We start from the raw sequence: 25530 nt of genomic DNA, 5'->3' as shown, positions 1-25530 counted from the left end.
ACCGCCAGCACCTATTCCGCCCCCATCGACGGGCTCGACACCTTGTCTCCCGGCTTGACGCCGAGCTTTGCGGAAAGGCCTGCGTTAATTTCCAGCACAAATTGCGAAGGGCCGTCCGAGGGGATGGTGTCCAGCGAAAAGGGTTTGGTGTCCGCGGCGATGCTGACGATCGTGCCGGTTGCGGAGATGTAGATGATGTCCAGCGGCAAGGGCGTGTTCTTCATCCAGAAATAGCGCTGACCTTCGGTTTCGAACAGGAACAGCATGCCGCGGTCCGGCGCCATTTCCTCGCGAAACATCAGGCCCATGGAGCGCTGTTCGTCGGTGGCGGCGATCTCGACCTGAAAGCGGTGCACTGTCTCGCCGGACGTTATGGTCAGGTCTTCAACCGGCAGCCCTGTCTGGCTTTCATCGGCAATGGCCGGGGCAAAGTGTGTTGTGCCCAGAAACAGGCTGATGGCCATCAGAAGACACACAAAGAAATGCGAAAAACAAAATCTCTGTCTCAGTGAATGCATAGAACCGCCTGCCTTGTTCGTCAGATCCATGCAGTCATATAGGCACATTTTGGCGGAATTCGCATCAGCCCCAATGCCTGCACCAGCCGGTCTTTCGGATCGGTGCAAAAGAGGGCTAGAGACCGGTGCCAGCCCCTCTTGCCGCCATCCGGCGTTCAGATCAGCAGGGCCGTTTTCACATCGGCATGGGCACCGCGCAGATGCAGAACGATCTGCCTGAAAATGTCGACCGGCTTGTAGGGATATTCGATGATCTCGTCGATACCGCATTCCAGGATCGCTTCGCGAATGCCGCCATGCATGTTGGGCGCCGCCAGGACAACATATTTGGCAATCTTCTCGCCGGGCTTCTGCCCCTTCAGCAGCTCCAGGTAGAAATGCACCGGTTTGCTGTAGACCAGAAAAACGATCTCGTCCTGTTGCGGCGTGAATCGGCCGCCTTTCAAGGCGTCCTCGCGCACCGTGCGCATGTCGCAGCCGAGGTCCAGCAAGGCATTGTTGATCGGGGCGACCAGCTGGAGATTGTTGGTCACCATGGCGACCTTGACCGCCCCCCTGCTCGCCCTCAACTGCTGAAGCTCGTTTTCGGCCTCCTGCAGGCGCGCCCGGTTCATGTCCTCGATGCGCTTGACCTCGCGCAGCCGGCTTTCCACCGTTGCCAGCAGCAGGTCATAGTCGATCGGCTTGGTCAGGTAGTCGTCGACCCCCATGCGCTTGCCGGCAATGATGTCCTCGCGGGTGGCCTTGGCGGTGAGAAAGATAATCGGAACCGTGTCCAGATCCCGGAACTCGCGTCGGACATGCTGCAGCAGGCCCGGCCCGTCCAGTTCCGGCATCATCATGTCGCACAGGATCAGGTCCGGCCTGCTGACCTGAAGACGTTTAATCGCCTCTATGCCGTTGACGGCCGTGTCCACCCTGTAGCCTGCTTCCTGCAGTTCTTCGGTGAGGTCGTCCAGCAGCAGAGGCTCGTCTTCCACGCACAGTATTCTGGGGTCTCGTTCCATTGTTCTACTCTTTCTTTTACGCAACAGACCGGGCTCGTTCCAGCACAGCGCCCACCACCACGGGCAAACGGATGGCAATCCGGCTGCCTTCGCCGACCGTGCTTTCGATATGAATTTCCCCGTTGTGCTGCTCGATCAAGCTGGCGGCCATGTTGAGACCGATGCCCGTTCCGGGGATGCCGCTGGAGGTCGATGCACGGAAATACTTGTCGCAGACCCTGTCGATCTCCTCCTCGGGAATGCCGACGCCCTGGTCAGAGACCGCAATTTCAATGACACCGCCTGTCATGCCGCCGGTAATCGATACACTGCTGGCATTGGGAGAGTACTTGACCGCGTTGGACAGGAGATTCTCGATGCAGAGTTGCGCCAGCTTTTCGTCGTAGTCGTAGTGATCCGGCAGTGCTGCCAGGTCGACCTGGATTTCATGGGTATCGCAGGCCTCGGCGAAATTGAGACAGATCCGCTCGACGACAGGGCGGAACGGCTGGCGCCGCCTGTTCAGCTCCATGCCGTTTGTCTGGGCCTGTGAGAAGTCGAGAAACCGGTTGATCAGATATTGCATTCTTGAGACGGCCTCACGGATTGTTCCAAGACGCCCCTGCATCTTGTCAGCGGCAATTGTTTCCCCACGCCGCAGAATTCTCTGGGCATTGCTGTCGATGATCGCCAGCGGTGTCCGAAATTCATGCGAGGCCATGGAGACGAATTCGCGCTGCATTTCCGTCAGCTGTTTTTCCTGTTGCAGCAGCTTGACCAGTTCATCCGTATGCTGGCGAAGGTTGCTCTGCTGCTTCTTGTATTCGGTGATTTCGGTGAAGACGGAGATGATGCCGCCATCGGTCGACCGGGAATGGGAGATCCGGTACCATTTGCCCATCGGAAACCGTCGTTCCAGCCAGGGAACATCGGGATCCATGAGGTCCTCGAGGCTTTTTTCCGGATCCGTTGGAAAGAGGCAGCTCATCAGGTTTGCAATCGTCGCCCCTGTGCTGACATAGCCACCGATATTGGCATGAATGGATTTCATCTTGTCATTGGCAAGGACCACACGGCCTCTCTCATCCGAAATGACCAGACCGTCACGGATGCCATTGATGGCATTGAGCAGAAGATCCCTGTTTTCCAGAAGTTGCTGGGTCTTGTGATCCAGTCTCCTGGAGAGCTCCTGCCGGGCGATCAGGAGGTCCCGCTCCTGTTGCCGTTCCCGCGTGACATCGCTGTAGAGCGTGACAAACCCGCCTTCGCTGACAGGTGTCCCCTGAACCCGGATCACCGTCCCGTTGGGCCGGACCCGTTCAAAATCATGCGGTTCGAACAGGCGCGCCTTTTCGAGCCGCTCCTGCACCTGCTTGTCGGGATCACCGGCGCCATAGTCCCCACGCTCGGCATTGAACCGGAGCAAGCGTTCCAGGTTGGGGCCGGCAACAAGAACTTCATAGGGAATGTCCAGAAGGGCCTGTGCGGCCTCGTTGACCAGCAACAGATCCAGGTTCCTGTCGACAACCGTGATGCCCTGGTGAACTGTTTCCATCAGACAGTTCAACAGGCTGGCCTGGTCGCAACCTGTTTTCACAAAATTCGTCACGGCAAATCTCGCCCTTGGGCTCGTTTTCCGTGTTCAGTTTCAAATCGGATCCGTAAAATAAGACATAATTTGTACGCAGAAACCGGGTTCTTCGTGCAGATTGTGATCCATCGACTGGCAGGCAGCCCGTTCACTTTTGCAAAAGAAAGGGCCGGAACAAGTCCGGCCTGAAGGGATGCGCAACTTGAAGCTGTCTGACGTCAGTGGGACGCGGGAATATGCGTGCCTGCCCCGACCGGACGGATCTCCGCAGCCATGCGGCCTTTCGGACCCTCACCGAAGCGGACCAGAACATCCTGACCGGGCCGAAGTTCGGTGATGCCGAAGCGGCGCAGGGTCTCCATGTGAATGAAGATGTCCTCTGTCCCCTCACCCTGGGTCAGAAAGCCGAAGCCCTTGACCCGGTTGAACCACTTGACGGTTGCCTTTTCAAAGCCGCTTTCAGCGACGACCTGGACATGGGTCCGGGACGGAGGCAATTGCGAGGGGTGGGTCGCCGTGGTCTCGTCCATCGACAATATGCGAAAGGCCTGCAGACCGCGTGGCCGATCAAGCACCTCACACACCACCCGCGCGCCTTCATAGGCGGTCTGAAACCCGTCCCGCCTGAGGCAGGTCACGTGAAGCAGAATGTCGCCTTCACCGCTGTCCGGCACAATGAAGCCGTAGCCCTTGCCGACATCGAACCACTTAATGGTGCCGGCAATCTCGAACACATCGACGGCAACGTCTTCCGCCATCGTGTCGAGTGCGCGGGCATCTCTTGCGGTTTTAACCCCCATAGGCCCTTGTCCCGTCTTTAGGTCCGCATCTGAAGCTGAAGACAAGGTTCGACTCGTCAGTCAGCTGATTCCTAACAAAAGGATAACATTGTGCTTATCGCCAGGAAGGGAAATTAACGAACTAACCACAGACCATTTACGGAAATTCCGGCAGTTCTTCGCCAAAATCTGCAAAGGTCTGCGCAAGAGGGGTGCGAATGACTGTTGACGCCAACGAATCAAGCGGCGTTTCTTCGGCGTTCAGAATCACCAGATCTGCCCCGGCCTTAACCGCGACCGCCGGCAGCTGCGCGGCCGGGTGCACAACCAGGGAAGACCCCAGCACCAGAAAGAGGTCGCATTCCTGTGCCGCGCGGGCCGCATGATGCAACGCCCGCTCCGGCATCTGCTGGCCGAAGCTGATCACGGCAGCCTTGAGCAGACCACCGCAAGCCCGACAGCGCGGGCTGTCGCCCACCTCGACCTTGCGCCGCTGGTCGTCCAGTTCCGCCCGTGTGCCGCACTCCAGACACTGAGCAAAGGTCGAATTACCGTGAATTTCGATCAGCCTGACCTCTGGAAAGCCGGCTCTTTGATGCAGGCCGTCGACATTCTGGGTGATCAGGCAGGTCAGCGCATCACTTTTCGCCAGCCGGGTCAGCGCCAAATGCGCCGCGTTGGGCTCGGCCTTTTCAAAAAAGTCGAGCATTTCAAAGCGGCGGTCCCAGTCTTCCAGGCGGCTGGCTTCGTCGGCAACAAAGTCCTGGTATTGAACAGGCTGGCGTTTGGACCATATGCCACCCGGAGAGCGGAAATCCGGAATACCGGACTCCGTCGAGATCCCCGCCCCTGTCAGGGCGACAATGTTCCTGTAGGAACCGTTCCTGAACTGTGCCACAAAGTCCCGCGCTTCGGGCAGACTGGTTATCGTATTCATCGGCCGGTTCCACGCCCTGACTATATAACCCCTCACCTGAGGATAGGATTGGACATGCGTTATTTGCACACCATGGTCCGCGTGACCAGCATTGAAGACTCGCTCGATTTCTATTGCAACAAGATGGGCATGACCGAGGTCCGCCGTTACGAGAACGAGAAGGGCCGGTTCACGCTGATCTTCCTGGCGGGTTCAGACGATGTCGAGGCCGGCAAGGCCAATGCCGCGCCGCTTCTGGAGCTGACCTACAACTGGGATCCGGAGGAATATTCCGGCGGCCGGAACTTCGGGCACCTAGCCTACGAAGTCGACAACATCTACGAGTACTGTGAAAGCCTGCAGAAAAAAGGTGTTGTCATCAACCGCCCGCCACGTGACGGCCGCATGGCGTTCGTTCGTTCGCCGGACAACATTTCCTTCGAGCTTCTGCAAAAGGGCGAAGCTCTTGAAATCAAAGAGCCCTGGGCATCCATGGCAAACACCGGCGAGTGGTAATAGCGACAGGTTTTCAACAGCCGCAGGCCCGGAAATCCGGGCCTGCAAAAAATTGTCATCAAGGCTCTTGCGGCCCGATCCAATCCCGCCTATAAGCCTCTCCACGACGCAGCCGCGTCGACCGCGCGCCCATCGTCTAGCGGTCTAGGACGCCGCCCTTTCACGGCGGAAACACGGGTTCGAGTCCCGTTGGGCGTGCCAATTCTTTCCGGCACATCGAGACAAAATCATACCGCCATCGTGCGGTCAGACCGTTCCGGGCGAAATGTACCTGCCCTTGATCTGCTGAGCCGGATCGTCCTTGCTGAACAAGGTCCGTCCCGGAAACTCGCGCTGGTAAAACGCTTCGATTCTTGCGGCCGATGGTCCGGCGTAGTCAACCCGCCCATCGGGAAAGAATACATCCAGATCATCGTCTTCGTGCCTGGAAGCATAGGTCTCCTGCGACCCGTGCAGGATCATGGCGACGCCGATGCGGCTGTTGACGAAATTCTGCACGTCGAAGAATTTTGGCGACCGGGCATGTGTCTGACCGAGACGGTCTTCCTTCACCCGGACGATCTCGGCAGGCGCCTCCATATCGACGATGCCATAGAGATCGAAGTCACCATGAATGCACTTCCCGGCCGTAATCAGCGAGCTTGCAGTGAATTTCACACAGCCGAAATAGGGATCCTCCGGGTTGCGCTCGACAAAATAGAGCCCTCCTCCCGGAACATATGTCAGTCCCTTCTGCTTTTCATGGCTGGACATTTCCGGTCGAAGTTGCGTGGCAAAGGATCTCCAGGCTTCCATTGCCTTGGTGTATTTGCCATCGGTATAGGCGCGCTCACCAACCATCCCCGGATCGACAACGAGACCAGCAAGAGACCGACGTTTTGCTTCCGGCACCCTGCAACCTGCCGGTGCCACGTCAAAATCGGCGGTCTTGGCCTTGCAGTCGAGTCGCTTCGGAGAAGCATATGGCTCCCCGATATGCTGAAGAGACGCCGTGTTGGTCCGTCGCACCAGGATGGCAACATTATAAAGCCGTGCCGCAGAGAGAAAGACGCCAACATGCTTGGCGCGCATGTGTTTCAGGATATCCGCTTTTCCAGCCATGACTGCATTCTCCAACAACTCCAGCCGCGTTTCGCTGACCGGTCTTTCAGGCCAGGTCCAAATTATCAAACACACGCTCCCGAGGCAGGTGATTCAGGTCACAGAAACATTGGTTTTGGTCCTTGATCCGGGTCGACAGCTCCTTGAACTCTGCACACATCAGCGCAATCACCAGAAACTCGGCACCTTTCCATCACAATCTGTTCAACACATTGCAGAAAATGGCAGGAACCTTTGGCTTGGTCGTGGTGTTCGAGAAAAGCTTTGCGTATACTCGTTGCCTGATTTGGAAGGGACGACATCAGACAGGGCTGATGGCGTCTTATGGTGTTGCAGGGGCGCTTTATCCTATTTCATGTTCCTGTGACGCGGATTACAGAAAGTTCATGCCAATCGGGGTAGCTCTAACGTCAAGAGGACGCAGACCTCGTTTCAAGATCGGTCCAACCGACAGGCAACCTTGATCTACGAGAGGACAGGACATGTTCAAACGATTGATCGCCGTGCTGGCAATTGTACTTGCAGGGACTGCCCCGGCACTTGCAAAGCGCGTTGCCCTTGTCATTGGCAACGGTGCTTACGAGCACACGGTACCCCTTCCCAACCCGGCCAACGACGCCGAGCAGATGGCCGCAAAGCTGCGCGCCCTCGGATTTGAGGTCGTCGCAGGCCAGGACCAGACCTACAGCGACATGCGCCGGTCTGTCATGAACTTCGCCAAGAAGGCCTACGGTGCCGAGATCGCCATCCTGTTTTATGCAGGCCACGGTCTCCAGGTCGCCGGCAAGAACCATCTTGTGCCGATCGACGCGACCATCGAAGACGAAACCTCCCTCGACTTCGAAACCATCACGGTTGACTTCATCATGCGCCAGATGTCGAAAGACGTGAAAGTGCAGATGGTGTTCCTGGATGCATGCCGCGACAACCCGCTGGCACGGACGCTTGCGCGCCGTATGGGCCCGAGCCGTTCCGGCAGCATTGGCAACGGTCTTGCGGAAATCAAGATCGAGGAAACCGGTGGCGAAGGGTCAGTCATTGCCTTTGCGACCAGCCCGGGCGACGTCGCACTCGATGGCGAAGGCTCCAATTCTCCGTTCACATCGGCCCTGATCCGTCACATCGACACGCCGAATGCGTCGATCCAGACGGTCATGACCCGCGTTACCGGCGACGTCTATCAGGAAACCGAGAAGCGTCAGCGCCCCTGGGTCAACGCTTCGCTGATCGGTGAAGTGTTCCTGAACAAGCGGTCCGTCGCCCCGTCAACGACCGTTGCCTCCCTTGGCGACACGGCCACGACGACGTCGCAGCAGCCGGCCGCAAACGTAGCCAATACCACTGCCACCCAGTCGAACATTGCCTGGGAACGCGAAAAACTGATCTGGGAAACGGCCAAGTCCAGCAATACGGTTGTCGACTATGAAGCCTATCTCCAGGCTTACCCGAACGGTCTGTTTGCAGATTTCGCACGCAACTCGATCAAGCGTCTGAGCAGTGCGAACCAGGTGGCTTCGGTCAACCCGACCGTTTCCACGGGCACCGCTGCCGGCGCGCAAGGCGCGACCGGTGTTGTCGCAACGCTTCCGGACCCGCAGAAGGCCATCCCCGGCACGCAGGTAACGGAATCCGCTCTTGGCTGGAACCGCACCGCGCGTCGCGAAGTCCAGACCCGACTGAACCTTGCCGGTCATGATGTCGGTCGTCCAGATGGCGCATTCGGTCCGAAGACCCGCGCCGGTGTGACCGCCTGGCAGACTGCCAACGGGATCGTTCCGACCGGTTTCTTCACGGCGGCACAATATGCCTTGCTGACGGCCCAGACTGCGACGCAATATTCGGCGTACCAGGCTGAAGTGAACCGCAAGCAGAAGGCAGCGGCTGCTTCACGCAGCACGACGACGCGCCGGAACAACACCACAACCACGACCCGCCGCAACAACAATTCTGGCGGGAGCATGAACCCGGCCGGAGCTGCCTTCATCGGTGGTGTTGTCGGTGGCATCATCGGTGGTGCGATCGGCCGGTAAGACCGACGGCTTGAATGGATGAAATTACGGCCCGGCTTTTGCCGGGCCGTATTTTTTTATGCAAAGCCTAATTGACGTTCTCGGTGTGCCTAGCGCAAGTGAAGGCTGACCCGCTTCAGCCTGGAAGACCGGGCTTCGTCCAGGATGCGGACGACCTGCTGAAAGTCGGTCTCATTTTCCGGCACCAGCAAGGCGCTTGTAGCGCCCTTGCCTGCAAGACGATCCAGTTCGGTGGCCAGTTCCTCGAACATCAATGTTTTTCCATTGACCGTCAGTTGGACGTCGCCCGAAGTACCAGCGGATCCAACCATGATCAAAATGGACGGCACCTCTGGTGTGGCAGCTTCAAGCGCGCTGTTTTCGCCCGTCGGTTGACCAAGCAGGACTTCAAGCGGGCGCCAGATTCCGAAGGTCGACGACAGCAGAAAGAACATGATCAAAATGAAGATGACGTCGATCAGCGGCGTCAACGGAATACGCTTGCGTCTGGCAACGGGATTGGGAATGAAGATCATCCAGAAGGCCACAAAATAAGACGAAGAAACGGGTCCGACGCCGAGTTTCTGACAGATCGGCCAGAAGCACAATCGCAATTGCAAAATTGACCCTGGCGCCTTCCTTCCTTAGCGTGAGACTCCAATTGACCACATCCGCAAGGCGCCCATGCAACCCGGAAACGTCGCAGGCCGATTTTCAGCGCGCCGACAGTGCCAGAAGATGCTCATGCGCCTCACACTCGGCGTTGCCTGCTTCTGCCTGCCTCAATCCGCACAAGCCGGTTTGCGGGTCTGCAACGGGTCAGTCGATCTGGTGAACGTTGCCATCGGCTACGAAACCGAAGACGGATTGAGGACGGAGGGCTGGTGGACGATAACGTCCAACGCGTGCAGCCAGATCCTGCAGGAACCTCTCGGCAATGCGCGATATTATCTCCACGTAGCCGACGGTTTTGGCGAAAGCCGGCTTGGCGGGGACATTACCCTTTGCATTCGCGAAGAAAAATTCGTTCTCTATGATGGCGATCAATGCTGGCAGCGCGGTCTGATTGAAGCGGATTTCTTTCAGATCGAAACCGAGGGAGCACCGGACTGGACGGTGTTGTTGTCTTACGACTGACCCTCAGTCGCAGGGCCTCACGGATCGAGAAGTATGACGAAACAGGACGTGCAGAGTTGCCTTGGGGGTTGAATGCGGAGTTTTCTTTTCCTGATATTAGTGTCGGTCTTCAGCCTCACTCAATTGACAATTGTTCAAGCCCAGGACGTTTCCGGCAAAATCAGCCTGGAGCTCAACAAGCTACAGCCTATTGACGGTGGCGGCTGCCGACTGTCGATCATTGCCACCAATGGCCTGGAACGTCCAATGGATCAGCTGACGCTCGACATGGTCTTCTTCGACAAGGAAGGGCTGGTTGATCGGTTCCTGGCGCTTAAGTTTTCGCGCATTTCGGCCGGGAAAACCAAAATCCTGCAATTCTCCCTTGCCGAAAAATCCTGTGACAGCATCTCGCGGCTTCACGTAAACAATGTCAGCAATTGCGTGCCGGCCTCAATCAAGGATGTCTATTGTTCCGACCTCCTGGAATTGAGCAATCGCACGCCCATCCGCTTTGGCGACTGAGTTCACCTTGAACCCTTGAACGGATCCCGGATCTCATGGTCGAAACCTCCTCGTCACTACTGGAACTGGGCGGACCGGTTGTCATCATCCTTCTGGCCATCTCGGTTGCCGCGCTTGCTGTCATCCTCGCAAAGGCGTTCCAGTTTTCAAGCGCCCGGGTTGGACGTCATCACCTTGTGCGCCAGGCCGTCTCCCAATGGCGCACCGGAGACCGCGCCAAGGCCTCGCAAAACCTGATCAAGGACCGGTCGTTGTCTGCGGCGCTCGTGCGCAGCGCGATGGATGCCATTCAGATGCTCGACCAGCAGCAATTGAGCTCGCAGGAACGCGACATCCGCGAGGAGCGGTTGCGCGAGGAGATCTCCGCCCGTGCAGCAGATCGGCTGTTTGGATTGGCCAGCTGGTTGAAAGCGCTTGACCTGGTGACCCAGATTGCCCCCCTGCTCGGCCTTCTCGGCACCGTCCTCGGCATGATCGAGACCTTCCAGACCCTCCAGGATTCCGGCGCCTCGGCCAATCCGGCGACACTTGCCGGCGGCATCTGGGTCGCGCTGCTGACGACAGCCTGCGGGCTTGCCGTTGCGATCCCGGTGTCCGTCGCCGTTACGTGGTTCGAAACCAGGCTGGAAAAAGAACGGGCCGCGCTTGAGGTGTTGCTCACCGGTGTTTTCACCGCTGGCGCCGGCAGTCCTCAAGCCGTCAGCGCGACACCTTGAAAGCTGCCAGGGAATAAACCCCTGGAGCTGCGAGAATGCCTGCGATGCGCGAAGACGGCAGCGTACCGAAGCGGGGCGGCTGGTTTGCGGCCGGCCGGTTCCAGATGGCCAGGACCAGTGCTGTCTCGGAGTCAGAGCGCGACATCAGCACCACCGGGACCTTGAACCGCCACCCCCGGCCGTCTGAGCGCTGGAGGCAGGCAGCAGGAAGTCCCGGCCGTCGTGAATCTGACCGGCGTCGTCTATGAGATAGAGTTCCGGTGGCCCCTTGCCCCCCAGGTCAAGGCCTGCGGCTTCTGCCGCTGCAATCCGGGCAACCGGCAGGTCCCGCTGGATCAGCCCGGTTGCCACAGTGCCGCTTTTGACCACCGTCTTGTCCAGTTCGACGAGACCAGCTGCATCGAGCCCCTCAGATACGCCAAGGGCGTTCAACAAGGCGCATTGCTGGCTTGTCACGAGGCGGAGCTCGATCGACGCCTCATACCCCTGATCAGACGTGAACCGCTTGTCAAACAATGCAAACGGACCAATCCCCGGCGCAAAGGCTGTCACCTGTGCACTGTCGACCCCGGCCGACAAGACGGAAAGGTGGGCACAGTCGCCGAAATCATAGTTCTGAACGTAACGCGTCACCTTCGCCAGCGGGTCGATTGCCGCGACCTCCACTGGCGGAACAACGTTTGCGGGATCGGTCGGAGGTGCAATTGACGGAACAACCGATGTTTCCGATTCACTTGGGGAAAGCGCAGCAACAACCGTTTCGTCAGGCTCCACCGGTGCAAGCGGCTGGATCTCGGGCGTCACGGTTTCCGATATCGGGTTTTCAATCGGCGCGAGGGCAATCGGACGATCGGGCGTGATGACCGAAACGCCAATGTCATCCGGCGCGGTTGCGGTGACCGTTTCTGCCGGTGACGCCGAGAGAATTTCGCTCGATTGCGTATCGGTCTCAACAGCTTCGAATGCGATTGCCGTGTCAACCGGTGTGTCGACAAGATCCTGCGCGACCACGACGCTGGTGCTTTCGACCGGGTCGATCAGGGCGGCCTCCGGTTCCGCGACGACCGGTTCCAGGGAAGCGGTGTCGATTACGTCGGTGGGGGCCTCTTCAGCCACCACTTCCGGCACTGAAGAAAGCGTTTGCGTTTCAATGACTGCAAGAGGGTCTTGGGTCAGGATTTCGACGTCTTGAACTTCAGCCGACGACACTTCGGGCGTAACCACGCTCAGCTCCGCCTCCGCCTCACCGGTTGACACGGAAACCTCAACCGCCGGCTCCTCGGCAACCAGCACCTCGGAGGGGGAGACCAGAGCAGGCACGGTGACGTCAACGGCCTCCAGCGTCTGCCCTTCGGCAAGCTCTGGAGGCAGAGAGGTCACCTCCTCTGCCGCGGAACCTTCCACTTCTTCGGCCTCGACAACCTGGACTTCGCTGGCAAGGGTATCCGCCTCAACGGGAATGGGGTCGCCGACAATCGCTTCGGGCGAAAGCTGAGCGAGTTCCACAGGGGCGCTCTCAAGTGGCGTTATCTGGTCTGGCTCTTGTGCAGCGACAACGTCCGGCAACGGTGCCGACGGTTCGACGACCGCCTCCGGTGTGACCGGTTCGAAGGCCAGATCATCTGGCGAGAGTGCGGTCACCTCCTGAAAAACCGGACCTCCAGCCTCGAACAGCACTTCCGTCACCGGAGGGGGCGCTGTGTCAGACACATCCCATTGCAGGTTCGCCAGGCCAAAGACAAACAGGGAGACATGAAGCGCGACCGACACCCCGAGCACCGCCGGCCAGACATAAACCGGAATTTGCCATTGTGTGTCGAGATTGTAGGCCGCAGCTGTCAAGGTGCCCCCGCCTCCACGGTCACCAGCGACAAGGCCCTGACACCGCTTTTTCTCGCCCGCGCGGCAAGCGCGGCGACCGCCTCCATCCTTGCGTGTTTGTGGACCTGCACCGTCAGGCGATCGCTTTCTGCTGCGGTTTGTTCCAGAAACGCGATCAGTCCGGCTTCGTCGAGTTGCGTGCCCTCGACCCAGGCCTTGCCGTCTCGCGTGATCACCAGACCATTGCGGATGCTGGAAGCCCCTTCACTTCGCGTTGTCTCCGCCCAGGCAAAGTCTTCCGGCAGCGGCGGTCGAAGTGTCCCGGAGACAAGCAGGAACAGCAGCAGGAGAAACACGACATTGATCAGGGCCAGCGAACTGTCCGCACGCCGTTGCGGCGTCAGCTGCTGAAGATGAATGGGTTTCGTGTAGCGTTTCATGGCTGGACCAGATCGGCTTCTGTTTGCGTCATTCGGTCTTCGCCTCTTTCTGGTTCCTCCCGACGCGTCGAAAACCTAAACCGGACTTCAACGACACCCCGTTGCGATCTACGGGACTACCTTGACTGTCGTCGCAGTCGCCCGCAAGACCGGAGAGCCCTGCATCAGCGTCTCAAAATAGGGCCCCGCCTGTTTCACCGTTTGACCCGAAAGGTTTTCCGCGAGGCCCTTCCCGACCATCGCAATGATCAAACCTGTTTCTTCCACGGCCGTTTTCAGGGACAGGGGCACGACAAATCCGGCACCACCGGCGTCGCTTTGCAAAAACGGCGTCAGATCGGTCACCTCACCCTTGCTGTTGACGAACACCAGGCCAAGCCCGCCTGTCGAGGGATCATAACCGGAAATCCTGCCGGCCATGTTTTCCCCATTCGGAACAACCGTTCTTTGCATATCCAGGTGCAGTTCGGTTTTGGCATTTCCGGGAGGCGTGCCCCGCAGGAAGGCAATGGCGGGACACTGGGCATCGGAAACGAGGTTCACCTGGATCTTGGCCTCGAATCCCTGGGTCTGGGTGAAATCGCTGTCGAAGGTGATGAACGGCGGTGTTCTTGAGGCAAAGCCCTCGATTTCTGCCGACCGGCTGGCGATCTCGATTGGCTGAAGATACATGCAGTCGCCAGCCTGATAGCTGCTCAGGTAATTCCGGATCCGGTCCTCGGGCTTGATCGCCTCCTGCACCGGTTCGGGGTCGGCAGCCACCGGCGGTGGTGTGGTGATTTCCGGCTGACTATCCTGTGTGGAGACCGGATCCGGTTCGATCGTCTCCGGTGTCAGTTCCGGCCGGGTTACGACAGGCGTCGGATCAGGTTGAGGACTTTCCACTTCCGGTGTCACCGTGGTGGTTTGAGCCGGTGCCTCGGGGGCATTGGGATTTGGTGGGGCGACAAGAACCGGCGTCTGGTCCTGCTCCGGCACCGTTTGGCCAACGAGGAAATACACGCCTCCTGCTCCAACGCCGGCAATGCCAAGCAGTGACAGGGCGACGAGAATGCGTTTGCCCCAACTGGCAGCAGGCGGTGGTGTATCGAGTGCCGTCTGTTCCGGAGGCGGCGATGACGGCCGGATGATCGTACGATCCTCGGCCTGAGGTGTTTGCATCGGCGCGCCGAGCGTCCAGCCTGCAATCTCCGCCATGCTGGCAGGTCGATTGGCCGGGTCCGGCTGCAGCATGGCTTCAAGAAGCGGCCGGAACCTGTTGTCGATGCCTTCCAGCGACGGCACATGGCGCCGCTTGTCAACGATCTGCACCTGGGTGCCGCCCATGTCGACCTGTTTGCCGAGTAGCGCTTCGGAGATCACCAGACCAAGCGAATAAATGTCGCTGCGCGCCGTGACCTTGCCCTCGAATATCCCGACCTGCTCCGGCGAGACATAGTTCACCTTGCCGGCAAAACCGTCGCCGATGATTGTCGGACCGCCCGTATTGGCTCTGGAAATTCCGAAATCGATGATCTTGGCCTGGCCGACATCGCCGTTCTGCAAGATGATGTTGTCCGGCGACAGATCCCGGTGAATGACCTCCCGGTCGTGCACGGCCTGCAGCGCGGATGACAGGCGCTGCAACAGCCGAAAGACTGCCTCAGGCTCCAGCGGACCGGCTTGCAGTCTGGTCTTCAGCGAAGGGCCGCTGACAAATTCCATGGCAAGATAATAGATGCCAAGTGTGGGTTCCTTGGCGAAGACAAAATACTGCGTGAGCGCATCGTGCTTGAGCTTGCGCAGGATCTTGGCCTCGCGCTTGAACAGATCCAGGATCATCGGATCCTTCGCGAAATTCGCCAGCAGCACCTTGATGGCCACGGGGTCGCCGCTTTCCACGTCGCGCGCCCTGTAAACGGTGCCGATACCACCGTCGGCAATATGTTCCTCGATCTCGTAGAGATTGTTGAGCCGGGTTCCGGCGGGCAGCGATTGCTCAGCAGGGTTCATCTGTTGAAGGTTCCTTCCGCTCCGGTCTGGCGGTCTATGTCGACGATTACCACGGTCACATTGTCGGAACCGCCCTCTTCCAAAGCCCCGTTGATCAAGCTTTGCGCGGCGAGCCTCGACGCGCCATTCATCAAGAATGTACCGATGACCGGATCCTCCAGATGCCCGGTCAGCCCGTCGGAACACAGCAGGAACCTGTCTCCGGGCCTCAGGTTGCCGGAAACAAGCTCCAGTTCCAGATCCAGACCGGACCCGATGGCGCGGGTGATCACATGCCGGCGGGCGAAGGTCCTGGCTTCTTCCACGGTCAGCACATTCTGGTCCACCAGTTCCTGCGCTTCCGTATGATCTGTGGTCAACTGCTCCAGACGGCTGTCTCTCAGCCGGTAAACACGGCTGTCGCCTGCCCACAAACAGGCAAAATTGCGCTTGAAGGTCAGCAAGGCCGCGATCGTCGTCCCCATCGGTGCGCCGTCTGCACTTTCCGATGCGCGTTCGATCCGGTCCTTCGCAACGATCAACCGGCTTTCGAACTGTTCCAGCAGGTCTTCACCGCTGCGCGGGTTGGTCAGGCTGGTCAGGGCCTCGCGCACAAGACCCGAGGCCATGGCACCGTCGCAAAGACCTCCAGCGCCGTCCATGACAGCAAAAACCCCTTTTTGCTCGTCAACAAAATATGTGTCTTCATTCTGCTCGCGCACACGGCCGACATGCGTCAGGCCAATGGCAAATCCGCGAAGCGTTTCCTCCTGAATTCCGGTCACGTTCGATGATCCTCCGGATGATATCGCCCATGATTCACCCCTGCCGTTTCCTGCCCCTCTGGAATTTGCTCCGGCAAGATCAACCACCGAAACGCGCCAGCATCCGGCAATCCCTTGCAGGCAAATACAAAGTCCCTGTCTCCTCCCCGGCTCCTGAAATTGGAAACGGTCACGGTGTCTGTACCTGCCATGGCTGGCAGCTCAGTCCACTCACCTGCAACATGACCGGCCTCCCCAGTCGGTATCGGGAGCTCCGCGACCGCTCTTTGAAAGTCCTCGAAACGTCCATCTTCCTGCAATGCGCTCAAAAGCACCGCTTCTGCTGCTGCATACCAGTGCGCCGGCGGCGCCCCCTGATCAGCATTCATGTCCGAGGCCACCGTCAACGGGTATTCCCGCCCCACCCGGTCGATGCTCGGCATGAACGCCCCGGCCACCATCCGCGTTTCCGGGTCCGGACCCGCCCGGTCCTGCAGCGTGACGTCGAACCGCCAGATGGGCATGGTCATATAGGCCTCCTTCCAGCTGTCGCTCAGATCCAGCCTGGATTGCGAAAGCCCCTTCAGCAGGAAGGGCTCCCACAGTTTCAAAAAGCCTTTCGGGCATTGCCCGATCACGAAATCGGCTCTTGCCGGCAATTTGCCGAAATAGCCGGCCATCTCAGAAACTCGTCGGACAACTGAACTCGCCGACCGCCGACAGGAAAAACGGGTTCGGTTTCGTTCGCAGGGTTATCGTGAAGGCAACCTGCCGCCCGCCAAGCGTTCTCCGGACCACAAACTTGTTCTGGCCCGAACTGACGCGGTTGGCCTTGATGAAACGGTAGAACGCCCAGTCTCCGTGGATTTCCTGGCGCGACTTGTAACCCGGCACTTCGGGCTGGATCACGAGGACCACGCGCGGCGTCGCCGTGTTGCTCGGCCAGTCGAAATTGGAGGGCACCGGCTGGATTTCGGCATTGAACCCGGCGCCTCGCGAAACAAAAACCACGTTGCCATTGACTTCCAGGCTGGCCGATTCCGCCTGTTGGGAGAGCGATCTGGGCACCACCTGCAGCCCAACTGACGGAAACGCGTTTCCGGTCGGGAAGAAAGCCTGCTTGATAAGGTCCGCCCGCTCGAACTGGCGCAGGGTCGCGTTGGACAACCGATCTGCCTGTGAGACCTCCGGTTTCCAGTTCCAGGGCCGCGTCGACGTATCCACCAGGCCCTTGAGGTTCTCATCAAAGAAGCGCTGCATGATCCCGGACGGTGAAAACAGCTTGGCAAATTCGGTCATGGGCACTTCGGACCGCCCGTTTTCGAACGGGTAATTGCGTCCGACGATCCGTTTGCATTCCCCGACCACCTGTGTGCTGAGTTTTTCGTTCAGCTGGGTAATCGAGGTCTCCTTGAATTCCTCGTCAAATTCCCGCGCGGCGCGCTGGATAAGCGTGTCAAAGGGTGGCGGAAAACGCGTCGCATTGCTGCGCAGAAGCGAAGCCTGGATCTGGACATTGTTGTTCGCGGTTTCGCTTTGCAGCGGGTTGTTGGCAACGACCAGGAGATTGTCCAGAATGTTCTTGAAGTTCAGAAGCAGGGCATCGATCTTGCGATTGTTCTGCCCTTCCACCAGTTCGTGATAGCGGCGGAAATGATCCTCGATGGCCTTGCCCGGAATGATTGCCGGACCGCCAGCACCTGTCGCCCCGCCGATCGCACCTTGCAGACCATCCGGTGCCAGCACCTGAAGGCCCGCTTCCAGACCAATGCGTTTCAGGCCGCCAGACGCATCCAGCACGTAGCGTTGAAAGATCTTCTGGGCGGCTTCCGAACCTGCTTCCTGGGCGTTGCCGCCCGTCAGGTTCCCGGCAATCCCTTCGCTGGACAGGTCCTGTGTCAGCAGCGTTTCCCGGCGCAGGCTTTCCAACAGCTGTACGACGGGCGACGTCGGCGCCGACACCGCCTGAAGCGTGGTGTAAAGCGGCTTGTCGTTGCGCATCGACTTGAATTTCAGATTGCCGAGCGCCTCTTCCCAAGCCTCGATGAATTCCTTGGTATAGAGCGCCAGGATCTCACCGGGCAGAGACTGGTACTGATCCTCGAAAGCATCGACTTCGCCGATTTCACCAAAGACCCACTTGTCGCGTTCCAGTTCCGCCCGGATACCAGCCAGATTGGGCAAGACGGACAGGTGGAAGCCCGGATAGGTGAAAAACTTGTCGACCAGGACCGTGTCCAGCGTGTCGCCGTTTTCGGTTTCAAAAACGGTTTTCATATCCGGACCGCCGCGCTGTTCAGCAATCCAGTCCTCACTCGCGAGACCTGTTGCGCGCGATTTGAGCAAGGCGTAGCCGCGTTCGGCCAGGCTCACCCTGGCCAGTTCCCGCTGGACCTCGTCCACCAGCACGCCGTCGAGCTGACTGGTCAGCACGTTGCCACCGAAATTCAGCTCCAGCATCGCTGCCACATGGGCATTGAGGGCTTGTCGCAGGGGTTCGCCTGCGGGTCCAGGGAAACTCTGCAGGAAATCCGATCGCAAGGAATTCCTGACCTGGTCTTCATCGATTTCAGGCGCATCGTTGGCGAGCATCCGGTAAAGCTTGGCAAAATTGTAGAGCTTCTCGACATCTTCGCCGCCGGGACCGGTCCGGTTGTCGAGGACGTCGGCCATCTGCTCTTCAACGCGCAGGATCAGGCGCGGGCGCAACAGGCGCTCCAGCCCGCTCCGGTAGGATGTCACACCGGCTGCTTCCAGACGCTCGCGCTGCGACAGGCCAAACTGCTCCATGATCGGCGTCGGATCGTTGCGGCTGTCATAACCGACCGGCAGGCTGCGCAACTTGTTGAGGATATAGACCGTGTCGAGCAGATCATCGCTCCGGACAACCCGTTCCGACAGGACGGTTTCGCCATTCACCCGGATATCGTCGACCGCCTGCGCGGTTTCGTCGATCAGCGCCTTGTTGTTCATGTAACTGACGGCCCAGAGGCTGCCGAGCCCCAGGGTCACCAGCGCAATGACGGCATAGGCGGCAATGCGTGTCGCCGTCGCCATGCGCACGGCGGCCCGGTTGTGGGTGACCCAGCCTGCTTCGCCGATAATCACCTTGGTCAGAAGATCCCGCAGGAAGTAGCTCTTTCCCTGCCCCGAGAGTGCTGCAGCCTGATAGGCCGTGCCGAAGGCCTGGCTCATGGAACCGATGACCCGGTCAATTGCAGTGCCTGTCTGTGTTCCGGAGGTGAAATAGAAACCGCGCAGCACCGCATTCGGATAGTATCTGCTTGGTTCGAATATCGCGTTCAGGAACCCGGTGACCCTGTCTTTCAGGGCCGCGACCTGGGTCGGAAACCCGTAGAGCATCAATCGCGCACGCGGATCGGGCTCTTCCTGCAACCGGTCCGCCATTTCCTCGTTCAGCCGTTCGATCAGCAGATCGAACTCAACCGGCGTTTCGGAGACCATGTTCTTGGTCTTCTCACGCGTTTGAAAGGTCGCTCCCCAGACCAGATTTCGGCGGCTTTCCGGGTAGGAGCCGAAAAACTCCATGAAACCGGCAATCGTGTCTGCCTTGGTGAAGACGACATAGACCGGGAAATCGATCTTGAGGGTTTTGTAGAGCTCGATGAGACGGGCCCGAATGGCATCCGAATGCTGCTTCAGTTCCTCGTCCGGCAAGGTCATCAGGTCTTCCAGACTGATCGACACCATCACACCGTTTACCGGCTGCCGCGGCCGCGCCTTGCGCAGAATGTTCAGGAAGCCAAGCCAGGCCTCCCGGTCGTGCTCTTCGTCAGAATCCTGTGTTGTGTAGCGGCCGGCCGTGTCGATCAGGACAGCGGTTTCCGCAAACCACCAATCGCAATACCGCGTGCCACCAAGACCCTCGAGTTTCTGCGCCTCCCCCTTGCCACGGGATGCAGCGAACTTCAGACCGGAATGCATCAGCGCGGTTGTCTTGCCAGAACCAGGCGGGCCGATCATCAGGTACCAGGGAAGATCGTACAAATAGGTCCGTGCGTTGCCGCTCGATGTTTTCAGCGTCTTGAGCGCGTCCTTCATGCGCTCGGACATGATCTGCAGGTCTTCCTCACTGGCCTTGGGCTGCAGGATTTCCTGCTCGAGCGCCCGATTGGCCGCAATCCGCTTGTAAATGCGCCAGGCCTGCCAGCCGCCAATGCTCAGCACAATCAACAGCACCAGCAGCAGACGCAGCCAGAGCGGCTCCAGCGGCCTGACACCGGCAATCGCCAGGAACGGACCGCCGAACCAGATCAGCGCTGCCAGCGCGAGCACTCCAAGAAATATCGCCGTTATTCCGAGCCAGAATTTCATCTACAAAACCTTATTCTGCGGTCACCCGGAGTATGAGCGGACCGCATCCGCCCATGCTAATTGTTGATCACCAGTCCGCCTTGCGGCGGCTTCAGGAAGACCTCCACTCGACGGTTGAGCGCCTTGCCCTCCCGGGACGTGTTCGGTGCGATGGGTTCATCCGCCCCACGGCCCTCCACCTCGACACGGTCCGGCGTCTGCAGGATCGATTTCATGACCTCGGCGACGGAACTCGCCCGTTCGACAGACAGGTGCCAGTTGGTCGGAAATCGCGGATTGTTCCGGATCGGATCGCTGTCCGTATGCCCGACAATCAGGATATCTCCGTCCACCTTGTCGAGGGTTCGGCTGACCTGCTCGACCAACAGCTGGAACTCGGGCCGCAAGGTGGCGGCGGCAACATCGAACTGCGCGCGCATCCGCAACAGGATTGCAGGTCCGGCCTGCGAGATCTCCACGCCTTCCAGGCCGGCCAGTTGATCGGAAACCGTGTCAATCGGCGCATCTTCGGGAGGCGGCGGTGCGGGTGGCGGTTTGGGCTGGTAGCCCTCCCGGGCCAGTTCGATCGGTCCGGTCGGGTAAAGCGCGACTTCACGTCCGGCGACCACTTCACTGCCGCTCGCAAGAAGCAGCATCAGGGTCACATACCCGCCCAGCAGCAAGGCTGCCGCAATCGCCGCGATAGACCAGATCGGCACCGAAAATCCGGTTCGTTTCTGAAGCAGTTCCAGCCCGCGCCAATGCGGTGACAGGTCATCTCCCGGACGCGGCCGTACGCGGCGCAGGATTTCGTGCAGATCGCGCCGTTCGCGCTCCAGTCCCTGCTGTCCACCCTGAATGGCGCGATACTTGCCGTAAAAGCCGAGCGACAGGCAGGCATGCATCACTTCCAGAACGCCATAGTTCAGGCCAGGGTCCTGTTTCGCCTTCTCAAGCAACTGGAAAAACTCGACACCACCGGTGGCCTGACCGAAAAACTGAGTCAGCATGGAGTATTGCGTCCACTGGTGTCGGCCGGCGGATGGCAGGTTCTGCACAATATCGTCGGAGGTGGCGCAAAGGGCATAGGCGGCAGATCGGATCTGATCGTCCGTAATTCCTGCATTGCGCAGTTCTTTTTCGAAGGTCTTGATGGCGTTGTAGACGTCCCGCATCAGTTGGTCGAACTGCGCGTCGGTCATGGTCAGGTGCAGGCGGCCGAGCAACAACAGCAGCGGTGCGGCCGCGCGGGAAATGGGATTGCGGTTGGCAACCCGGATCTGGTTGATATCCGGTGTGTGGGCGAGCTGTCCGGCTCCGGAAGCCGGGGCGGCCCCCTGGGGCGGTGGCGGAGGCGCGCCCGGCGCCTGCGGCGGCGTTCTGAGATCGGGGGCTGCCTGCTGCCCGTATTCATAGCCGGCCGGTGTTGGGGCGTAGGGATCCCCCTTCCCGCCACTTCTCTGCCAGGGATCAGGCGCACCGCCTTGCGGCGGTGGCTGTTGCGGCGGTTGCGGGGCTGCTTGCGGCGGTTGAGCAGGCGGCGGTTGCGGGGGGTGTGGCGGCGCCTGGCCGGGCGGCGCCGTTGGTCCGGCCGACTGGCCTTCGCTCCAGCGTCCGCCCGGATTGGGCATGACAATGGTTTTGCCCTTGCGTTTCGAGACGCCAAAGGGATCGTCTTGGTCGGACATCAGCGGCCCTCCCGGATGGCATAGAATTCAAGCTGCAGGTCAGGCCAGTTGCCGGAAAACTGCAGCCCGACCGCTGAATCCTGACTGAATTCCCGCCAGAGCGGCGTGGTCTTGTCGAGGCGAAAATAGACCCTGTCCGTCAGCGCCCGGATCTGTGCGGGCGGTACCGGCATGTGAATCAGCGGAATGCCTGGCAGGTTGGAATAGACTATCTGCCGCATCTGCCCGAACGGACCGACCTTGAACAGTTTCGGAAACTCGTTCTGGATCTCGGTCAGCGGACGGCGCGCCGCCACCTCGATGACAAAGCTTGCCTGGGCAAACAGATTGCGGTCGACGACCGTCGACTTGTAGGCGTTCGGCGCAAGCTGCTCCAGCGGCAACCGGATCGCCCGGCGGTCGTAACCTGCCGACAGGAAGGCCTGGATGTCGGACAGAACCGGCTTGAAGACGTCATGCAACTTGTCGTGATCGTAGACAGGATAGTTGCGGGCCCGGCGCTCTTCCGTCGCAAAGGTCGCAAGCTCGCCAGCGATCTGCAGAAACTCGGAATAGACACGTTCGGGATGAACATAGGCCGACTTGCGGAGATGCATCAGCAGCGGATAGGTCCGGTTCAGCATCTGCAGGGTCAGGTAATCGAAATTCTGCAGGCCGCCACCGGCGGAAGTGTCGGCAGCATAGCGGGCAAGTTCACTCAGCTTGCGTTCCACCCAACCGATCACGGCGTCGATCCAGCCCGTCACCGCCGGATGAACGTGACAGGCCAGCACCGGCGGCGCAAAGGCACCATCGGTGATAACGATCCGGTCCTTGATCTCCGTGATCCGGGCAACAGGCAGGCATACCTGACCTGGATGAGGTGTCGAGCGGATGGAGTACATGAGCCGCGGGTGGGCCACGTCGATCTCTTCCTCCTGCCGGATGGCAGACGTGGAATCGATGATGGTCTCACGGTCCTGCACATAACGCGTGGCGGCATCCTCGCGGCCATTCGCCACTTCAACAGCATTGACGGTCGTCTCGGGAATGCCGAGCCAGACAATCTGCCCGGCAGCGTCTTCCGGGACATCGATCGCCGGCGGGGGCGTGCCGTCGGCCGGGAAATTGAAGACTGTTCCATCCGGGAAAATCCCGCGTCCATAGCGCAGCGCAAACCGGCACTGCTGGCCGACATCCTGGTCAATTTCGAGTTCTGAAAATCCCCAGGGATAGGCGGAGGCAAGCCGGACCCGCTCGTCCAGCAGATGTTCCGCGTAGCGGTCGCTCTGCTGCAGGTGGTGCGGCCGCAAAAACAGGCCTTCGGTCCATGCAACCTTGCTATACCACGACATAAAGGCACTGCTCCCTTGTCACCTACGGCGCTTTTGCGCTCGTGAACTCGAAAAAACTTCTTGTCTATCGACCCGGCATCTCATCCAGGTCGTCGCTGCTCATGTCTTCATAGCTTTCTGTAAAATACTGCGTGAAAACCCCCACCAGGCCGTCGTCATAGGCCTTGGTCAACGATGTCCAGCGCTCGTCCAGTTTCTCCCAGAGTTTGGCCTTCTGATTGCCGAACGTGCTCTTGGCCACCTGCCCTTCATCCTCAACGGCCTTGGGAGACAATGTCTCCTCGAAGCGGGCGGCCGCCTTCTGCATGGCAGCGTAGGTCCAAACGTGATGTTTCTGGATATCCTTGAACGCAGCCGACATGGCCCTGGAAATCGGCAGGTAACCGGTTTCCTCCGCCCCCTGGGACAGCATGGTCTGCAGGGCCATGGCCGGTGTCGGTGAGAATTTCAGCGCGTTGTTTCCGCTGCGCATGATCAAGGTCCGGTTGACATTCCGTGTCATCGCCTTGACCTGGCTGCGGGCCTGCAAAAGCCCCATCAGGTCTCCGGTTACACCACTGAGGACGGTCCCGAGCTCACGCGCGAACTCTTCCGGATCGCGTCCTTTCAAAACATCCGGCGAGATCCCTGCACCTTCTGCAAAGGCTTTCAGAAAATCGACGTCCGAAGGCGGAGCTGCGCTCTCTTGCGGCGACGTTGCCGGCTCTGCGGTCTCTGGTGAAACTGTTGCCGGTGCAGCGGCTTGAGATCCGGGTGCCTCGGCAGCAACATCGCCCCCACTCTGCGGTTCGACAGGCGCTGCGGGTTCAGGTGCTTTCGGAGCCGGTTCCGCTGCGGGCGACGGCGGTGCTTGTGGTGGTTCCACCGCCTGAGCCGGCGATGGTTCCGCCCAGCCTCCTGCCTCTGGGAACGGGGACACAGCCGCTTCGGGCTCCGCTGCTACTGCAGCATGTGACCCAACCGGTTCGGGTTGTGCCGGTGCGTCTTCCAACTCGGGCAGTTTGAACAGGGGTTCAGTCGGCGCGCCGTCCGCGCTGGTTTCAGCAGGCGGAAAGGCAGGCGCCGGAGCAGACGCAGGCGGTTCGGGCAGCGGCGGTTCGGGCACCTGGCCAGCCGGGCTTGCCGGTTCCGGATAAAGATGAGGTTGCTGGGCCAGATGATCGAGCGGATCGGCCTGTGCAGGGCGAACCTGTTCACGTTCCATCGGCCGCGCTTGTGGATCATAGAGAGCGGGATCGGCACTGCCCCATCCATGGCCCTGCTGGCTCCAGACATCATCAGCCGGTGTGCCAATTCCGGGATCCGCCGAAGGGGGCGCGTGCCGGCCTTCCATGCCAGCCCCCGGCGTCGCCCAGGGTCCCCCACCCGGGTCTGACGGGTATGGCGACTGAACAGCCGGTTCCGGCGTTGACGGCCAGGCAGGTGCGGCAGCGACCGGTTCTGGCTGCGGCGCACTCCACTGCGGCTGCGAAACGGCCGCTGCGGATGCCTCCAGCGACACCTTGATGATATAGTCACCGATCATCAGACGATCGCCCGTACGCAGAACATGGGCCTTGTCCATCCGGGTCTGGCTGCCGTTCAAGAACGTGCCATTGGTGGAGAAGTCATAAAGAACGTATTGCCCGCCCTCGAAACGTACCTCGCAGTGCTTACCGGAAATCACGCGTTGCGGGTCCGGCAAGCTCCAATCCAGATGCTCATGCCGGCCAATGTCAAACCCGCGATCGCTACAGCTGTAGGACAGCTGCCCGCCGGTATCCAGATGGTCAACATTTTCGATCTGGAGCGTGATACGCATTCCCGCAGATCTCCTTCAACTGACTTTAAGACATCGCGGCCGATGAGGTTTCGATATTCACCGCCGGCATCGACCCGCCACTGGCAAAGGACAGGCCAGCGGACAAACATGTTTTTACGGCCTGTTCGCGTTCGGGAGCCGACAGCGTTCCAAGTGCAATCAGAACAGCCGCGTTGACCGCTTTCGCCGTGAGATCGTCCGGCATGTCCACCCGGTGATCCGGGTTGGGTGAAAGAGAACCTCCCGACCAGCCGGCAGCAAACCCGATCCAGACGGCAGCACTGTCGGCCTTGGCCGCCTCGGCCGCTGCATGAACAGCAGCACGGGCATCTTCATCGCCTTCGCGCACCCAGGTCTCACTCAGCGCCAACACCTCACGGTCATTGTCATTTTTGGCACCGTCCAGGCCGGCCACGCACTTCATGCCCCACCAGACTGATTCCCGCTTGGGCAGCACATGGGCAAAATATTCGATTGCCTTCAGCGGCTCGTCACCCGCCTGAAGTTCCAGTGCGTACTCTTCCGGGGCCAGGTCCCCAGAAGGTTCATTGACTGACTCCGAGAGGCCAGGATAGGCCTCGAAAACCTGTTTTGCCTTTGTAAAGCGGATACGTGATCCCATCT

Annotated in this window: 23 protein-coding genes and 1 tRNA gene; 6 read left to right on the top strand and 18 right to left on the bottom strand. The window is 59.7% G+C overall.

Annotated features, from left to right (window positions below):
* Positions 1–11 precede the first annotated feature (11 nt).
* The 5 genes from CHH27_RS04680 to CHH27_RS04660 form a co-directional block, all read right to left on the bottom strand.
* A complete protein-coding gene (locus CHH27_RS04680) occupies positions 12–464 on the bottom strand; it encodes a DUF192 domain-containing protein (RefSeq protein ID WP_208988568.1) in 453 nt (150 codons plus the stop codon).
* A 209-nt stretch (positions 465–673) separates the two neighbouring features.
* Positions 674–1525, bottom strand: a complete 852-nt coding sequence (locus CHH27_RS04675; protein ID WP_094070553.1) for a response regulator transcription factor — start codon at positions 1523–1525, stop codon at positions 674–676.
* 16 nt (positions 1526–1541) lie between these two features.
* Positions 1542–3059, bottom strand: coding sequence for a PAS-domain containing protein (locus CHH27_RS04670; protein WP_157738697.1), 1518 nt, complete (start codon positions 3057–3059; stop codon positions 1542–1544).
* Positions 3060–3313: 254 nt separating this feature from the next.
* On the bottom strand, positions 3314–3895 hold the full coding sequence (locus CHH27_RS04665) for a cold-shock protein (protein WP_094070551.1): 582 nt from the start codon (positions 3893–3895) through the stop codon (positions 3314–3316).
* A 136-nt stretch (positions 3896–4031) separates the two neighbouring features.
* Entirely contained in the window at positions 4032–4811 is a 780-nt protein-coding gene (locus CHH27_RS04660) for a Sir2 family NAD-dependent protein deacetylase (protein ID WP_094070550.1), read from the bottom strand.
* Between the two features lie 54 nt (positions 4812–4865).
* Here CHH27_RS04660 and CHH27_RS04655 point away from each other — a divergent pair, with 54 nt between their 5' ends.
* Both CHH27_RS04655 and CHH27_RS04650 read left to right on the top strand, forming a co-directional pair.
* Positions 4866–5306: a VOC family protein gene (locus CHH27_RS04655; RefSeq protein WP_094070549.1), complete on the top strand. Its 441-nt coding sequence runs from the start codon at positions 4866–4868 to the stop codon at positions 5304–5306.
* Positions 5307–5431: 125 nt separating this feature from the next.
* A tRNA-Glu gene (locus CHH27_RS04650) sits at positions 5432–5507 on the top strand.
* Between the two features lie 45 nt (positions 5508–5552).
* Here CHH27_RS04650 and CHH27_RS04645 read toward each other — a convergent pair.
* On the bottom strand, positions 5553–6407 hold the full coding sequence (locus tag CHH27_RS04645; protein ID WP_094070548.1) for a hypothetical protein: 855 nt from the start codon (positions 6405–6407) through the stop codon (positions 5553–5555).
* Positions 6408–6889: 482 nt separating this feature from the next.
* On the opposite strand from CHH27_RS04645, the gene CHH27_RS04640 reads away from it, so the two are divergent.
* The gene (locus CHH27_RS04640; RefSeq protein WP_094070547.1) at positions 6890–8437 is read left to right on the top strand and encodes a caspase family protein; all 1548 of its coding nucleotides are present in this window, start codon (positions 6890–6892) and stop codon (positions 8435–8437) included.
* A gap of 89 nt (positions 8438–8526) precedes the next feature.
* On the opposite strand, the gene CHH27_RS04635 is transcribed toward CHH27_RS04640, so the two are convergent.
* Positions 8527–8952 (bottom strand): biopolymer transporter ExbD, encoded by a 426-nt coding sequence (locus CHH27_RS04635; RefSeq protein WP_157738695.1) that lies wholly within the window; start codon positions 8950–8952, stop codon positions 8527–8529.
* A gap of 208 nt (positions 8953–9160) precedes the next feature.
* On the opposite strand from CHH27_RS04635, the gene CHH27_RS04630 reads away from it, so the two are divergent.
* The 3 genes from CHH27_RS04630 to CHH27_RS04620 all read left to right on the top strand — a co-directional run bounded on the left by CHH27_RS04630 (position 9161) and on the right by CHH27_RS04620 (position 10773).
* A complete protein-coding gene (locus CHH27_RS04630; protein ID WP_157738693.1) occupies positions 9161–9553 on the top strand; it encodes a DUF1036 domain-containing protein in 393 nt (130 codons plus the stop codon).
* 123 nt (positions 9554–9676) lie between these two features.
* Positions 9677–10057 carry a hypothetical protein gene (locus CHH27_RS04625; protein WP_094070544.1) on the top strand — a complete coding sequence of 127 codons (381 nt, stop codon included), beginning with the start codon at positions 9677–9679 and terminating at the stop codon, positions 10055–10057.
* A gap of 35 nt (positions 10058–10092) precedes the next feature.
* Complete coding sequence (locus CHH27_RS04620) at positions 10093–10773, top strand: MotA/TolQ/ExbB proton channel family protein (RefSeq protein ID WP_094070543.1); 681 nt, start codon at positions 10093–10095, stop codon at positions 10771–10773.
* On the opposite strand, the gene CHH27_RS27545 is transcribed toward CHH27_RS04620, so the two are convergent.
* From CHH27_RS27545 to CHH27_RS04570, 11 genes are all read right to left on the bottom strand, one after another.
* Positions 10757–10918 (bottom strand): hypothetical protein, encoded by a 162-nt coding sequence (locus tag CHH27_RS27545; RefSeq protein WP_157738689.1) that lies wholly within the window; start codon positions 10916–10918, stop codon positions 10757–10759. The two genes, CHH27_RS04620 and CHH27_RS27545, sit on opposite strands and share 17 nt — an antisense overlap.
* Complete coding sequence (locus tag CHH27_RS04615) at positions 10918–12615, bottom strand: hypothetical protein (protein WP_094070542.1); 1698 nt, start codon at positions 12613–12615, stop codon at positions 10918–10920. The genes CHH27_RS27545 and CHH27_RS04615 overlap by 1 nt, the downstream gene beginning before the upstream one ends.
* Positions 12612–13034 (bottom strand): biopolymer transporter ExbD, encoded by a 423-nt coding sequence (locus CHH27_RS04610; protein WP_094070541.1) that lies wholly within the window; start codon positions 13032–13034, stop codon positions 12612–12614. The genes CHH27_RS04615 and CHH27_RS04610 overlap by 4 nt, the downstream gene beginning before the upstream one ends.
* A 108-nt stretch (positions 13035–13142) precedes the next feature.
* Positions 13143–15026 carry a serine/threonine-protein kinase gene (locus CHH27_RS04605; protein ID WP_094070540.1) on the bottom strand — a complete coding sequence of 628 codons (1884 nt, stop codon included), beginning with the start codon at positions 15024–15026 and terminating at the stop codon, positions 13143–13145.
* Positions 15023–15790 carry a PP2C family serine/threonine-protein phosphatase gene (locus CHH27_RS04600; protein ID WP_157738687.1) on the bottom strand — a complete coding sequence of 256 codons (768 nt, stop codon included), beginning with the start codon at positions 15788–15790 and terminating at the stop codon, positions 15023–15025. Before CHH27_RS04600 ends, CHH27_RS04605 begins: the two co-directional genes overlap by 4 nt.
* Positions 15787–16449 (bottom strand): type VI secretion system-associated protein TagF, encoded by a 663-nt coding sequence (tagF, locus tag CHH27_RS04595; protein WP_094070538.1) that lies wholly within the window; start codon positions 16447–16449, stop codon positions 15787–15789. Before tagF ends, CHH27_RS04600 begins: the two co-directional genes overlap by 4 nt.
* A 1-nt stretch (position 16450) precedes the next feature.
* Positions 16451–20104, bottom strand: coding sequence for a type VI secretion system membrane subunit TssM (gene tssM / locus CHH27_RS04590; RefSeq protein ID WP_094070537.1), 3654 nt, complete (start codon positions 20102–20104; stop codon positions 16451–16453).
* Positions 20105–20160: 56 nt separating this feature from the next.
* The gene (gene icmH / locus CHH27_RS04585) at positions 20161–21771 is read right to left on the bottom strand and encodes a type IVB secretion system protein IcmH/DotU (protein WP_094070536.1); all 1611 of its coding nucleotides are present in this window, start codon (positions 21769–21771) and stop codon (positions 20161–20163) included.
* A complete protein-coding gene (gene tssK, locus CHH27_RS04580) occupies positions 21771–23105 on the bottom strand; it encodes a type VI secretion system baseplate subunit TssK (protein WP_094070535.1) in 1335 nt (444 codons plus the stop codon). The genes icmH and tssK overlap by 1 nt, the downstream gene beginning before the upstream one ends.
* A gap of 64 nt (positions 23106–23169) precedes the next feature.
* Positions 23170–24906, bottom strand: a complete 1737-nt coding sequence (gene tagH / locus CHH27_RS04575) for a type VI secretion system-associated FHA domain protein TagH (protein ID WP_094070534.1) — start codon at positions 24904–24906, stop codon at positions 23170–23172.
* A 25-nt stretch (positions 24907–24931) separates the two neighbouring features.
* Positions 24932–25528 carry a hypothetical protein gene (locus CHH27_RS04570; protein WP_157738685.1) on the bottom strand — a complete coding sequence of 199 codons (597 nt, stop codon included), beginning with the start codon at positions 25526–25528 and terminating at the stop codon, positions 24932–24934.
* Between the last annotated feature and the right edge of the window lie 2 nt (positions 25529–25530).

The organism is Labrenzia sp. VG12 (genome assembly GCF_002237595.1).
Taxonomy (GTDB): domain Bacteria; phylum Pseudomonadota; class Alphaproteobacteria; order Rhizobiales; family Stappiaceae; genus Roseibium.
The sequence above is the reverse complement of the archived record's forward strand: the minus strand, read 5'-3'. Positions and strand labels throughout refer to the sequence as shown.

Coding starts and splice junctions, on each gene's coding strand:
- tssK (WP_094070535.1), bottom strand. CDS start 23,105: ATGTCGTGGTATAGCAAGGTTGCATGGACCGAAGGCCTGTTTTTGCGG.
- CHH27_RS04640 (WP_094070547.1), top strand. CDS start 6,890: ATGTTCAAACGATTGATCGCCGTGCTGGCAATTGTACTTGCAGGGACT.
- CHH27_RS04670 (WP_157738697.1), bottom strand. CDS start 3,059: ATGGAAACAGTTCACCAGGGCATCACGGTTGTCGACAGGAACCTGGAT.
- tagF (WP_094070538.1), bottom strand. CDS start 16,449: ATGGCCGGCTATTTCGGCAAATTGCCGGCAAGAGCCGATTTCGTGATC.
- CHH27_RS04610 (WP_094070541.1), bottom strand. CDS start 13,034: ATGAAACGCTACACGAAACCCATTCATCTTCAGCAGCTGACGCCGCAA.
- tssM (WP_094070537.1), bottom strand. CDS start 20,104: ATGAAATTCTGGCTCGGAATAACGGCGATATTTCTTGGAGTGCTCGCG.
- CHH27_RS04630 (WP_157738693.1), top strand. CDS start 9,161: ATGCGCCTCACACTCGGCGTTGCCTGCTTCTGCCTGCCTCAATCCGCA.
- CHH27_RS04635 (WP_157738695.1), bottom strand. CDS start 8,952: ATGATCTTCATTCCCAATCCCGTTGCCAGACGCAAGCGTATTCCGTTG.
- CHH27_RS04645 (WP_094070548.1), bottom strand. CDS start 6,407: ATGGCTGGAAAAGCGGATATCCTGAAACACATGCGCGCCAAGCATGTT.
- CHH27_RS04655 (WP_094070549.1), top strand. CDS start 4,866: ATGCGTTATTTGCACACCATGGTCCGCGTGACCAGCATTGAAGACTCG.
- CHH27_RS04570 (WP_157738685.1), bottom strand. CDS start 25,528: ATGGGATCACGTATCCGCTTTACAAAGGCAAAACAGGTTTTCGAGGCC.
- CHH27_RS04605 (WP_094070540.1), bottom strand. CDS start 15,026: ATGAACCCTGCTGAGCAATCGCTGCCCGCCGGAACCCGGCTCAACAAT.
- CHH27_RS04675 (WP_094070553.1), bottom strand. CDS start 1,525: ATGGAACGAGACCCCAGAATACTGTGCGTGGAAGACGAGCCTCTGCTG.
- CHH27_RS04620 (WP_094070543.1), top strand. CDS start 10,093: ATGGTCGAAACCTCCTCGTCACTACTGGAACTGGGCGGACCGGTTGTC.
- icmH (WP_094070536.1), bottom strand. CDS start 21,771: ATGTCCGACCAAGACGATCCCTTTGGCGTCTCGAAACGCAAGGGCAAA.
- CHH27_RS27545 (WP_157738689.1), bottom strand. CDS start 10,918: ATGTCGCGCTCTGACTCCGAGACAGCACTGGTCCTGGCCATCTGGAAC.
- CHH27_RS04665 (WP_094070551.1), bottom strand. CDS start 3,895: ATGGGGGTTAAAACCGCAAGAGATGCCCGCGCACTCGACACGATGGCG.
- CHH27_RS04660 (WP_094070550.1), bottom strand. CDS start 4,811: ATGAATACGATAACCAGTCTGCCCGAAGCGCGGGACTTTGTGGCACAG.
- CHH27_RS04680 (WP_208988568.1), bottom strand. CDS start 464: ATGGCCATCAGCCTGTTTCTGGGCACAACACACTTTGCCCCGGCCATT.
- tagH (WP_094070534.1), bottom strand. CDS start 24,906: ATGCGTATCACGCTCCAGATCGAAAATGTTGACCATCTGGATACCGGC.